The sequence below is a fragment of the Marinisporobacter balticus genome, from assembly GCF_004345705.1.
In the GTDB taxonomy this organism is placed as follows: domain Bacteria; phylum Bacillota; class Clostridia; order Peptostreptococcales; family Thermotaleaceae; genus Marinisporobacter; species Marinisporobacter balticus.
On the sequence record NZ_SLWV01000007.1, the window covers coordinates 22,259 to 35,118 of the forward strand.

11 protein-coding genes and 1 riboswitch are annotated in these 12,860 nt (G+C 34.3%); all 11 genes read right to left on the reverse strand.

Translation table 11 applies throughout. The features are described from left to right. Positions 1-28: 28 nt before the first annotated feature. A complete protein-coding gene (locus EV214_RS06975) occupies positions 29-838 on the reverse strand; it encodes an ABC transporter ATP-binding protein (RefSeq protein WP_132244127.1) in 810 nt (269 codons plus the stop codon). A 2-nt stretch (positions 839-840) separates the two neighbouring features. Next, complete coding sequence (locus tag EV214_RS06980) at positions 841-1,626, reverse strand: ABC transporter ATP-binding protein (RefSeq protein WP_132244129.1); 786 nt, start codon at positions 1,624-1,626, stop codon at positions 841-843. Between the two features lie 38 nt (positions 1,627-1,664). Beyond that, positions 1,665-3,236, reverse strand: a complete 1,572-nt coding sequence (locus EV214_RS06985) for an ABC transporter substrate-binding protein (RefSeq protein ID WP_132244131.1) — start codon at positions 3,234-3,236, stop codon at positions 1,665-1,667. Positions 3,237-3,260: 24 nt separating this feature from the next. Then, positions 3,261-4,079 (reverse strand): nickel transporter permease, encoded by an 819-nt coding sequence (gene nikC / locus EV214_RS06990; protein ID WP_207669642.1) that lies wholly within the window; start codon positions 4,077-4,079, stop codon positions 3,261-3,263. Next, positions 4,069-5,019 (reverse strand): nickel ABC transporter permease, encoded by a 951-nt coding sequence (nikB, locus tag EV214_RS06995; RefSeq protein WP_207669643.1) that lies wholly within the window; start codon positions 5,017-5,019, stop codon positions 4,069-4,071. Before nikB ends, nikC begins: the two co-directional genes overlap by 11 nt. 593 nt (positions 5,020-5,612) lie before the next feature. Beyond that, a riboswitch (cobalamin riboswitch) is annotated at positions 5,613-5,787 on the reverse strand. A gap of 276 nt (positions 5,788-6,063) precedes the next feature. After that, complete coding sequence (locus tag EV214_RS07005) at positions 6,064-6,975, reverse strand: DnaJ C-terminal domain-containing protein (protein WP_132244137.1); 912 nt, start codon at positions 6,973-6,975, stop codon at positions 6,064-6,066. 276 nt (positions 6,976-7,251) lie between these two features. Continuing rightward, positions 7,252-7,716, reverse strand: coding sequence for a YhcH/YjgK/YiaL family protein (locus EV214_RS07010; protein ID WP_132244139.1), 465 nt, complete (start codon positions 7,714-7,716; stop codon positions 7,252-7,254). 19 nt (positions 7,717-7,735) lie between these two features. Then, positions 7,736-8,629 carry a 4-hydroxy-tetrahydrodipicolinate synthase gene (dapA, locus tag EV214_RS07015; RefSeq protein ID WP_330571275.1) on the reverse strand — a complete coding sequence of 298 codons (894 nt, stop codon included), beginning with the start codon at positions 8,627-8,629 and terminating at the stop codon, positions 7,736-7,738. A 71-nt stretch (positions 8,630-8,700) separates the two neighbouring features. Next, entirely contained in the window at positions 8,701-10,632 is a 1,932-nt protein-coding gene (locus EV214_RS07020) for a TRAP transporter permease (protein ID WP_132244143.1), read from the reverse strand. Positions 10,633-10,738: 106 nt separating this feature from the next. Next, positions 10,739-11,794, reverse strand: coding sequence for a TAXI family TRAP transporter solute-binding subunit (locus EV214_RS07025; RefSeq protein WP_243116582.1), 1,056 nt, complete (start codon positions 11,792-11,794; stop codon positions 10,739-10,741). Between the two features lie 22 nt (positions 11,795-11,816). Beyond that, entirely contained in the window at positions 11,817-12,851 is a 1,035-nt protein-coding gene (pdxA, locus tag EV214_RS07030; RefSeq protein ID WP_207669644.1) for a 4-hydroxythreonine-4-phosphate dehydrogenase PdxA, read from the reverse strand. Between the last annotated feature and the right edge of the window lie 9 nt (positions 12,852-12,860).

Genomic DNA, 12,860 nt, shown 5'->3' on the forward strand with positions numbered 1-12,860 from the left:
TTGAAGTTTGGTTTATTATTCTAAATAATCAGCCAATTCTCTGATTTCCTATATTTTCAAAGTTCTTCACTGAAAACACTGAACTTAAAAGTATTTTTGTATATGGATGTTTTGCTTCCTCTACAATATTTTGTCCTTCTATCATTTCAACGATTTCTCCTTGATACATAACATATATTCTGTCACATATACTTTCTGCCAATGCCAAGTCATGGGTTATAAATACGTTTGAAAAATCCGTTTTTTCCTTTAACGCTAGTAAGAGATTAATGATTTGCTTTTGTATAGAAACATCAAGAGCAGAAGTACACTCATCACATATAATAATATCCGGCTTAATCCCAATCGCTCTAGCAATTACAACTCTCTGTAGCTGACCCCCACTTAATTCATTTGGATATTTTTTTATATAATCTTTATCAAGCCCTACCATATCAAGTAGTTCTTGCGCATATTCATATGCCTTTTTTTTATTCATCAATTTAAAATTAACAAATGGTTCAATCAAATACCCACCGATTGTCATTCTTGGACTAAATGTATCTAAAGGACTCTGAAATATCATTTGCACATTTTTATAATGCGCTTTAAGCGCATCTCCTTGTAACTTTACTATATCTTTCCCTTTAAAAATGATTCTACCTTGAGATACCTCTGTTAAATGCGCGATGATTCTTGCAAGTGTACTCTTCCCACAACCACTTTCTCCAACAATTCCTATACATTCCCCTTTTGCTAAAGTGATACTTACATCCTCTACAGCCTTGAAAATATCACCATCATTATCTCTAAAATGTTTATTCACATCTTTTAACTCAAGAATTGTATTTTGTTTCATCGTTAAAATCCTTTCAGTTCTGGTATGGCAGCCAATAATTGCTTCGTGTATTCCATTTTAGGCTGTGTGATTACTTCTTTTTTAGTATCATTCTCTACTATTTCGCCCTGATTCATTACAATGATTCTATCTGACATATATGCAGCAACCCCTATATTATGTGTTACGATAATAATACTCGTATCAAAATTATTTCTAAGCGATATAAGTTCATTAACAATTTGTGCTTGCGTTTTTACATCAAGAGCACTCGTTGGTTCATCCGCTAGGATCAATTTTGGTTTCATCGCAAGCGCCATAGCAATCGCAACTCTTTGTTTCATCCCACCACTTAATTGAAATGGATAAGCGTTCATGATCCTATCACTATCATCTAGATGCATTTTTTCAAGTATTGCTTTTGCTTGTATGATTGCCTCAGCTTTAGAAATATCTCTATGATTTCTAATGCTTTCAACAAATTGTTTCCCTATTTTTATGATTGGATTAAGATATGCGCCTGGGTTTTGAAAAATCATAGCAATTTCATTGTTACGAAGCTTTCTCCACGCTTCTTTATTGTATTTTCTGATATTTTTATCCTCGAATATAATATCACCAGAAACCACTTCGGAGCTAGGCGCAAGGAGATTGATAATAGTTCTTATTAGCGTCGTCTTTCCACTCCCACTTTCTCCCACAATACCAATAATCTCTTTATATCCTACATCCATATTAATATTTTTAATAACATCTCCCTCACCGTCATATCTAACGGTGAGAGATTTAATTTCAAGTAGTTTACACATTATTTTTCAAACTCCATTCTGATTATAAAATCATATAACTACTTTATTTTTACTCTATCATCTATATAATAGATTTCTGATATAAATCTATAGATTCCATCTACATTCTTTCTTGTCACGACTGTACCTTCTTGATAATATAAAAATAATGTAGCTACATCTTTCATCAAAATATCTGCACCTTTAACACCAAGTTGATCTCTACGCTGTTTATCAAGCGAACTATCTAAATCATCACAAACACGATCAATCTCTAGATTACTGTATTTACCATAATTCCCCGTACTCCCTGTTTTATAGCTAGATTCTATAAAATACTGTGGATCTGCTGTTGGTGCAGAAGTCCATCTCTCCCACAACAAATCAAAATCACCGTTTTTTGCCATGTTCGCATAATTTTCAACTTGTACAATTTCTAATCCTAACCCGATTTCCTTATATTGAGATTGCATCGCTATTCCTATATTATTCGCATCCTTACCATGATTCGTTCTAGAAACATATTTAAGTACAATATTTTTTCCATCTATTTCTCTAATGCCATCTTCATCCGTATCAATAAATCCTGCTTGATCTAATAACTGATTTGCTTTATCAGGATCATATGAGTAATAATCATTCCCTTTGTATCCAAAAGGAAGCATATCATTAAAAGGACCTTTAGCAGGTATACCGTTAACAATCTGCGTTGCATAGGTTTCTTTATCTATCCCATAGCAAAGCGCTTTTCTAAATTCTAAATTCTTCATATATGGCTTATCCATATTGATTCTTAATAAAAACACACGTAGATTTGGTCCCTTTTGTACAACAAATTCATCATTGCCCTCAAATAAAGTTAAATCCTTTGCACCTATTTGCGCAGCAAAATCAATCTCACCAGATTGCAATGCCATCGTACGAGCAGAAGCATCTTGTATGTATTTTACATTAACAACATCTACGCCTATATCCCCACTCCAATGCTCTTTATGTTTTTCAAGTTTCATTCCTAAATCAGGATTAAACGCTACCACTTTAAATGCCCCAGTAGTAATCGGTTTAAACTTGAAATTCTCATCATCAGCTACAGATGTATCTACGATTATAAATACAGTATCCGCTAAATTGTTAATCAATGTCGCATAAGGCTTTGTCGTCTTAATCGTCAACTTTTGACCTTCTGCTATAATAGATTCTACAGGAAACTTTACATCATCTCTATCAGATATTTCTAAAGCTCTCTCTATTGATGCCTTACAGGCGGCAGCATCTACAATATTTCCATTGTGAAACTTTACACCTTCTCTTATATTAAAAACTGTAGTCGTTTCATCTATTTGCTCATAGGACTCTGCAATCACAGGCTTAAATTTTAAATTTTCATCAAGCTGTACAAGATTTTCTCCTATCCCACAACGCGTCAACGCCCAACCATTCCAACCTTCTGTAGGTTCAAGATTACTATCAAGCCAAAATATAGACATATTTAGCACTTTAGGATCTGCTTTTGTTTCTTCCGTTTGTTCTTCAGTCTCTTTAACATTTGAAGATTCTTCCTTTTTTTGTCCGCATCCAACAACTAAAAAACATAATAATATTACCATTACCATCGCTATAGTTTTTTTCATTTTTACGCTCCTTTTGTAATATATTTATACATGTTTTGGATCAAGCAAATCTCTTACTGTATCCCCTAGTATATTAAATATTGATACTACAATAAATATTGCTACTCCTGGATATATTAATAACCAAGGGGCAGTTTGCATATAGGATCTACCTTCATTTAACATATTTCCCCATTCAGGTGTTGGAGACTGTACCCCTAACCCTAAAAATGACAAACCAGCAAGTGCTAACATCATCCCCCCAATATCCAAGGCTAATTGAACGATCAGCGGAGATATGATATTAGGAAGAATATAGTGCGTAATCAGCTTTAGTTTTCCTGCACCTACCATTACTGCTGCATCTACATATTCTCTGTTTTTAATTCCCATTACCAAAACCCTTGTTAATCTAGCATACTTTGTCCACCAAATCACAGATAATGCTAATATCGTATTTCTCATCCCTGGACCTAAAATCCCAACGATCGCAATAGCAAATACGATATCTGGAAAAGAAAGTACCGTATCTGCTATTCTCATTATGGTCGTATCTATTATTCCACCAGCCATACCTGCAACGATCCCAATAATTAATCCAAAGATAAATATAAGACTCAAAAGTAAAAATGTCATTCCAAGAGATACTTTCGCGCCATATAATATCCTTGAATATACACATCTTCCTACTTGATCCGTACCAAATAGATACTTTTCACTCGGTTTTTCAAGAATATGGACAAAGTCTGTTTGGAGTGGATCATTCGGCGCAAATACAGGTGCAATAATCGCAAATACAATAGATAAAATAGCAATGGATAATATGATTATAAAAAAAACTTTTATTCTTTTTCTACTTCTCATCCATATCACCACCTATTATACTGACCCTAGGATCAAGTGTTTGAATCGTTATATCCACAATAAAATTAATGCTAACATATATTAATGTCATAAAAATAACGTAAGATTGTAGCAATGGATAATCCCTGTATGTTATAGCAGTTAATGCCATAGAGCCAAGGCCTGGCCATGAAAAAATATTTTCTACTATAACCGTTCCTCCTAAAAGAACTGCTACAGATAATCCTAAAAGAGTCACGATTCCCATAAGTGCATTCGGCAAAATATGTTTGATAATGATTTTACTTTCTCTGATTCCTCTCGCTCTAGCACCTACTACATAATCTTGAGAATACTGTTCTAATATCGCTGCTCTTATCTGTCTTATATATCTTCCTATAAGTGGTATAGACAAAGTCAGTGCAGGTAAAATAACACTTTCTATCGCGTTAGGATCTGTTATCTTAAACCAATGGCATTTCACTACAAAAAGATAAATCAATATAAGCCCTAACCAAAAGGTTGGAATAGATATCCCTACAAAAGAAATCCCTCTGATCATAATATCTACTACCGTATTCTTTTTAATGGATGATAAAATCCCTAAGCTAAGTGAAAAAACAATTAAAAATAGTAATGAAACAAGTGCTAACCTTACAGTCATATATAATCTTTGCGCTAAAATATCTGCTACAGGCCCTCTCGTAGAATATGAATACCCGAAATCCCCAGACAACAAATTTTTAAGCCAATTTCCATACTGTACGATAAACGGATCATTCAGACCCATCTCTTCTCTAGTTTGTTCCAATAGTTCTTCGGTTGGAACGATATCATGAGATGTAAGTATCATTTCAGCTGGATCACTCGGACTAATATAGGTAAGACCAAAGGTTAAAAATGATGCTAAAATCATAACAATCATCAACTGTAGCATTCTTCTAAACAAATAATTTTTCATAATATATCCACCACTCAATCATTATTAGAAACAAATAATTTATTAAATAAATCTTTTCTATATAACCAAAGGATCATACTTCTACCAAAACTAAATATTATAAAAGCAAACCATAGACCATGGTTTTTGAACTTGGGTATTGCAATAAAGTATGCAGCTAAAAATACTATTAGTGATATAATCATTGAATTTTTAATAGGTAGCGTGTATGTCGCTCCTGTAAAAATCCCGTAATATACAAGTCCAATACCAATAACAAAAGGAAATACTACAAGCCAAATGATATACTGATTAGATAGCTCTATAATATTTTCTAAATTTGTAAAAATAGAAACAAGATTTCCCAACAAAAACACTAGAAGCATTCGTGAGATGATACCTATTCCTAAAATAAAACCATACAGCTAGGAAATTAGTGTAGCATATGCTACGCCTTCTACTGCTCCTAATTAGCACGGCTATTCTTTGAATCTTAAAAATCAAAAAAGCAAAGGCACGCTTCTACTGAAGCATGCCTTTGCTTTTTTGATATTTCATTCTATATCATATTGTAATAGAAATCAAAAAAGCCTACAACCATCCCTCCGAAGTCGTTTCTTAATCCATTTAAGGCAGGTTTCCTGGCTCACACTCATCCTACTTTTCACCTTCCCATCATCAAAGACAGTGGTATACGAATTTCGTCATGCTTACAGTAGCGGGGGCTGCAAAGGTCTTACACCTTTTTCCCTATTATCTCACTAGAGCACCTTAAATATCTTCTTAATTCAATTGTATTATTCATAAATACACATTTACATCCATAATACTATCAATCATTTCTTTATTTGTCAATATTTTTATGAAATGAAACTTTAAAGTATCAAGCTTGATTCTAATTTACAGGAAAATATATCAATAATTTTCCTGTATCGTATATATGGACAAGCCAGGTGCACTTTTTATCACAATAATTATTGATGAACCCTAAAAATAAAAAAAGTCGCCTAACACATAATCAACCTTTTTTATGATACTCCATACTGAAAGTACCTGAGATCTATTTTATTCATGTACTTCCATCAATTTTTTATATAAATCCATTTCTGCACTACTAAGTACAGTTGGATTCATTATACGCATACGAATATATAAATCTCCTACGTTTCCTTTCATATCCTTGTATCCCTTTTTTGCAATTTTTATTTTTCCATCTGTTTGGATTCCTGCTGGAATTTTTACTTTGATTTTACCTGTTAAGGTTTGAATAATCTTCTCTGTTCCAAAAGCAGCCTCCCACGGCATAAGATCTATATTTTGATTTAAGTGAATGTCCTCTATTATAAATATGTCATGGGGTTTGAATTTTACTTTTAGGTATAAGTCTCCGCCCATTTTCCCTTGTCCTGAAAGCTTTATTTTCTTTCCTTCTTCAATGCCAGATGGAATTTTTACAGATATTTTCTTCATATCATTTGCCGTTTTTAAAGATACTTTCTTTTGGATTCCCTCAAAACCTTCCTCAATTGTAATATGAATCTCTGTTTCTACATCTTGACCTCTTTGCGTTGACCCACATCCACCGCATCCACTTTGTTTTTTCCCAAAGCCTCCACCAAAGAGATCTCCCATATCAAAACCACCGTTTCCAAAGATTGAATTAAAAAAATCGCTATAATCACCATTCCCACTGGTACGATAACCTCCTCCTCCAAATCCAAATTGAGAAGGATCAAAATCTGCACCATTCGAGAAATCAGCACGACTGCCAAACTGATCATATTTTTTTCTCTTTTTTTCATCTCCTAATACTTCATAAGCCTCATTAATGGATTTAAATTTTTCTTCTGCATCCTTATTATTGGGGTTTGCATCAGGATGATATTTTTTAGCAAGCTTTCGATACGCCTTCTTTATTTCAGATTGATTCTCACTTTTATTTACACCTAAAATTTCATAATAGTCCTTATATTTCATAGTATTTCCTCCTCTAATTTCTATATCTCTTTCATCCTATATATAATACTATTTTTATCATATATATAAATAAAAATTTTAAATTTAATATTTAACCTGTTTATCTATAATATATAGTAAAAATCAATCCTTGAAAATATTTTTTTCTGCTGCAAATAAAGCAGCTACTTCTATGTAATTATAAGTATAAATATATTAAAATACAACCCATCTTTTACAATAGGTTGTATTTCTTATACACGTAGTACTCTTGATTTTAAATTTAAATTTTCTAAATTAATCTTCCATCTTTACTTTTACCAATAATTTACGCACCTCTTGTATTTTATTATGCACCTTACAGCACGCTTTATGTGCATCATTAGGATAAAATATTGCAGCCATACCAGGTTTCATATGAATAGAAACAGCTCCTAATTGATCCTTAAAATTTAATTTGTCATTTTTAGGATTATAATCACCTTCTCGTTCCATCTCATGTGCTTCATTGCAAAAAATAATTTCTTCTCCTTTAATAAGATATTGAATATCTATATAGTTATGATGGATTTCATATTTGCTTTCATCATGCTCCCTTGTAAAATAAGTACTCATCACAACAAAAATATCATCCCCTACAACAGGGTGTTTCCCATCGACCATAGATGTCATGTCAATTTCTTCTAGATATTCAATAGCAAGTTTCATATTGTTACTCATCGCTTTATAAGGAACTAAATTTTTCAAATCTCCGATAATCATTCTTAAAATCCCACCTTATTTATTTTGCATATTGTGCATAATACTCTTTAATCGTATCTATAATTGCAATATCTGTTTCCTTAGAAATAATACCAAAAGGTTTTCTACAAGGGCCTACAGGCTGTCCGATTAAGTTTGCTGCTCTCTTTACGATAGAGTTTGGATTTCCGAATTTAAAGCAATCTCTAATAGGACGAATAGCATCTTGTGCTTCCTTCGCTTTTTCAAAGTTACCTTCAGACCAGTATTTATAAATACTTACCATGATTTCTGGCAATATGTTTGCAACTGCAGTAATCCCACCCTTACCCCCTGCCATCAATGTCCATAAAATTAACGAATCATTCCCAGATAATACAGAAAACGTATCCTTCTCTGTATTTTCAATATATCTTAAAATATTATCAAAATTTCCACCGCTATCTTTAATCCCAGCAATATTTTTATAATTTTTTGCCAGTTTTGATACAGTTTTGTAGTCTAGGTTATTTCCAGTTCTTGCAGGCATATTATATAGTACAATTGGAAGATCTACAGAATCTGCTAATGATGCATAGTGTTCATAAATTTCGTCTTGATTAATTGCCGCAAAGTATGGAGAAATAACAGAAAGTGCATCTATCCCTATTTCTTTTGCTTTTTGTGAAAGTTCAATAGTATCTTTTGTTCCTACACATCCTGTGCCTGCATATACAGGTACACGCCCCTTTGTTTCCTCCACAAATAGTTCCATTACACGAATTTTTTCTTCCTTGCTTAATATATACGCTTCCCCATTTGTTCCGAGACAAAAAACTCCATTTGCACCTTTATTAATCTGTCTGTTTACTTGATTTCTTAACTCCACCTCATTAATAGATCCATCCTCAAACATGGGTGTGGCTATTGCAGGAATAATTCCACCTATATTCATAGTATTCACTCCTTCAATTATATAATATTTTTTTGCATCTCTTGTCTTTTCATTTCTATACAATGTTCTGTCTAAACCACGATTTTTTGATTGTCTTTACGAGACTTCATAAACAACATAAATGCAACTACTGCACCAATACTCATTCCTATAACAGAAGTAACGCTTTCTGGAACAATGATTAGAATTGCTATAGCAAATAACAATGCTCTTTCCCAAATCTGGTCAATCGCAACAAACATATATCCTGCAACGCCTCCAGCAAGGAAAAATATTCCAATAGTCATAATAATTGTTGTTGTCACTGTTTGCGTTGCTGTACCCATCAGCAAAATTTCAGGTTGAAATACAAATATATAGGGTGTAATGAATGAAACAAACGCATAGGTAAAAGCAAGCCATCCCGTTTTCCACGAGTTTGCCCCTGCGATCCCTGCGGCTGTAAAGGAAGCCAGACATACAGGCGGTGTAATCTGTGCAATAACCCCAAAGTAAAAAATAAACATATTTGCAGGTAATGCGGGAATTCCAAGTGCAATAATAGTAGGACAAAATAAAATGTTTGAAATCAAATATGCTGCCACAGTAGGTAGCGCCATACCAAGAAGCATACATCCAAGCATTGCAATTCCTAATGCAATAACAATGTTAGAACCACCAATAATTGTAATAATCTTTGTTAATTTATTTGCAACACCAGAACGTACAACGATACCAATCATGATTCCACAAGCTGAAGTTGGAATTGCAATTTGACCCGCTTGCCTAATACCATCTAATAATGCCTCCATAAAACGCCTACCATTCATACGGGTTTCAACAGAGAACATGCTCACAACAATGGCCAATGTTGTACCAAATAATGCAGAACGTGTTAGGGAAAATCCTTTGAAAATCATCCCCACAACTACAAAGATGGGTACTAATTGATATAATCTAGGAAGGATTGGTGCAGAAGTATATTTCACCTGCTCCTTCCCTCTATTCTCTAGCTTGCTCTTTTTCGCTAAAAAATGTACGAGTAAGAATATAGATCCATAATACGCAAGTGCTGGAATTATGGCAGCAGTAGCAATTTTTGCATAGCTAACACCAATCATTTCTGCCATGATAAAGGCCCCAACACCCATAATCGGTGGCATAATTTGTCCACCAGTAGAAGCAATGGCTTCTATCGCACCTGCCTGTTCACGCGTATATCCTGCTTTTTTCATAAGAGGTATGGTCATAACACCTGTAGTAGTTACGTTGGCAACTGCACTACCACTAATCATACCCATCAAGCCACTAGAAACTACAGAAGCCTTTGCAGGACCTCCTGCAGTCTTATCACTTAATTTCATACCAAGGTCAATCAACACCTGTCCTCCACCACATTTAGAAAAAAATGCCCCAAAAAGTAGAAAGTAGAAAAGTGAGTTAACAGATGTAATTAGAGGTGTGCCCATAATACCATCTGTAGATAATGTAAGCATTTCTGCGAATTGTTTCCAGTTCATCCCACTATAACGTAGTGGTCCTGTTAATTTTTGACCAAGGAACGCATATACAATAAATATAGAAATAAAGATAAACAAATTCATACCAATCGTCCTACGTACTGCTTCCATAATAATAACCAACATCCAAACAGAGCAAAGCAGATCGATCGAAAGCATTGGATCTACCATCATAACTCTGTATTGCAGACGCTCTAGGTTTGTAATAAAATAAATAGCTGTTACAGCTGTACCTGCTAGAAGAAATAGATCATAAAGCCACGTCCATTTTTTACCTGTTATTTGTGCCATAGGTTTATATAGGAATGTAATGGATAGTGCGAGACATAAATGCACTGGTGTTGAAACGATGGATGGTAAAGGCTTATACATACCAATATAGAGTTGAAAAAGTAAAAATGACACAGATAGGACTGTAATCGCACTAAGACGCGTTTTGGAGATCTTAGGGTTTATCTCTTTCGGCTCTTGAACCTCTTCGTTTTTCTCTTCTATTTTACTCATTTAAGCACCTCCTATCTTTATTATATAATAGAGACCTCTAAAAAGCTTTTCACATCAAAGGTCTCTATTAAAATTTAAATCCTCAATTAATTTATATCTATATTTTTCACTTCATATATCCCATTTCTTTGAAATATTTTTCTGCACCTGGGTGAAGCGGTACATTCCCAACCTTTTCAGGCTTCCAGCATGTTTCTGGATCGAAAGGCTCAATAGATGCATATTGAGAAACTAGATAGTCTCTACTTTCACACATTCCCTTCGCAAGTGCATATGCTACATCATCAGGCATGTCTTTAGAAACAAAGATACAATCTGGTGTACCTGCATTGACAATCTCTTCTGTTTGACCTTTCCAAGAATTTGCAGCAATTGTGATTCTCTCAAAGCCTTGTGTAGCGAACCAATCAAGTGTTTCGTCGCTCCATTGAGTAAAGTGTACATCGCAAGTCATAGTAATTTCAGCCATTGTAGAAGATTGTACAGAAGTATGGTCAAGCATCATGTCTAGCTTACCATCTCTTACTAAAGCAGATAGGTCACCACCTCCGCCATGAATAACGTCTCCACCCCAGGACTTGATATCATCATACGTAACACCTAAGTGATTTAGTAACATTTCAACAACTTTTTCATCCATAGAACCTTTTGGACTACATCCAATTCTAATAGGCAGTTTCTTTTCAATAACTTCTTCAATCGTATCAACCCCATACTTATCGATAAAATCTTTCGTAATAAAGTTAACTGCAGATACAGAAGTTAAGCTACCCACTAAAGCTCTATATTCTTGTGTTGGCTCTTTACCCAATGTACCTTCTTCATATGCCCACTTTGCAGGAGCACCATTGATAAAAGAAATATCTGCTAACCCATCTTTGAATAGATAAGGCGCACCCATACCACCTGGAGAGGTTGGTTGCACATCAACAAAAGATCCTTCTGGAAGAAAATCTACCCACAGTGTACCTAATCCAGCTGAAATCGTATAGTTAGATGTACCTACAGAATGCGTTGAGAATAATAAATCTACACCTTTTTGTGAATCCTTTGAAACTTCTGTACTAGAAGTAACATTTTCACTACTACAAGCTGTTGTAAAAACCATTAACAGTACTAACATTACAAGTACGATTGGTTTTGTTGCTTTAAATTTTCCCATAAAAATCCTCCTCATAAATTAATTATTTTTTATTTATTGCCAACTGAACACCATATTCAATGGCATTTAATAAACTTATTTCATTTGCATGTCCTTGCCCTGCATATTCAAAAGCAGTTCCATGATCTACAGAGCTTCTAATGATAGGTAGACCTAAAGTAACATTTATCCCACTTATTGACGCCCACTTTTTAGCTTTCTTATCATATACAAAACCTACAACCTTTAAGGGAATATGTCCTTGATCATGATACATAGCAACTACAATATCATACCATCCCCCCTGTGCTTTAGAAAAAATCGTATCTGGTGGAACAGGTCCATCTACATTGAGCCCTTCTTCTTGAGCCATTTTAATAGCAGGCTCAATTTCATTCTTCTCCTCTGTTCCGAAAATACCGTTTTCCCCTGAATGTGGATTTAATCCAGCTACACCTACCTTTGGATTTTCAATACCAAGACTTTTGCAAGCATCATGCGCAAGCTTAATCACATCATATACTCTTTGTTTTTTCACCCTATCACAAGCTTCTCTCAAAGATACATGGGTAGATACATGCACAACCCTCAAATCATCATGGGCAAGCATCATTGAATAATTACTTGTACCTGTTAACGCTGCATAAATTTCAGTATGTCCAGAATAATGGTGTCCTGCAAGGTTGATCGCTTCTTTGTTTAATGCATTCGTAACAGTCACATCAATTTTTTTCTCCATAGCAAGCTCGATTACCGTTTTGACACATTGAAAAGCTGCCTCTCCTGCCATAACTGATACCTTCCCATATTCATGTTTACTCATATCCACTAAATCAAGGTGATAAACATCAATTACGCCATATTGGAATTTTGCTTCTTTAACATCTGCAATCTTATGCAGTGTAATATCCTTTGCCCTTACTACTCTAATTGCATCCTCCATCATATTTATATCACCAACGACAATTGGATTGCATATTTCATATATATTTTTATTTTCCAGTGCTTTTATAGTCAGCTCAGGACCACAACCAGCAGGATCTCCCATTGTTATTCCTAAAACCGGTTTTTTCTTCACTTTCATGAC

What these genes read in the sequence shown, in the direction of transcription:
- EV214_RS06985 (WP_132244131.1), bottom strand. Translation starts at nt 3,236, where the DNA reads ATGAAAAAAACTATAGCGATGGTAATGGTAATATTATTATGTTTTTTA.
- EV214_RS07020 (WP_132244143.1), bottom strand. Translation starts at nt 10,632, where the DNA reads ATGAGTAAAATAGAAGAGAAAAACGAAGAGGTTCAAGAGCCGAAAGAG.
- EV214_RS07010 (WP_132244139.1), bottom strand. Translation starts at nt 7,716, where the DNA reads ATGATTATCGGAGATTTGAAAAATTTAGTTCCTTATAAAGCGATGAGT.
- EV214_RS07005 (WP_132244137.1), bottom strand. Translation starts at nt 6,975, where the DNA reads ATGAAATATAAGGACTATTATGAAATTTTAGGTGTAAATAAAAGTGAG.
- EV214_RS06980 (WP_132244129.1), bottom strand. Translation starts at nt 1,626, where the DNA reads ATGTGTAAACTACTTGAAATTAAATCTCTCACCGTTAGATATGACGGT.
- dapA (WP_330571275.1), bottom strand. Translation starts at nt 8,629, where the DNA reads ATGAATATAGGTGGAATTATTCCTGCAATAGCCACACCCATGTTTGAG.
- EV214_RS06975 (WP_132244127.1), bottom strand. Translation starts at nt 838, where the DNA reads ATGAAACAAAATACAATTCTTGAGTTAAAAGATGTGAATAAACATTTT.
- nikB (WP_207669643.1), bottom strand. Translation starts at nt 5,019, where the DNA reads ATGAAAAATTATTTGTTTAGAAGAATGCTACAGTTGATGATTGTTATG.
- EV214_RS07025 (WP_243116582.1), bottom strand. Translation starts at nt 11,794, where the DNA reads ATGGGAAAATTTAAAGCAACAAAACCAATCGTACTTGTAATGTTAGTA.
- nikC (WP_207669642.1), bottom strand. Translation starts at nt 4,079, where the DNA reads ATGAGAAGTAGAAAAAGAATAAAAGTTTTTTTTATAATCATATTATCC.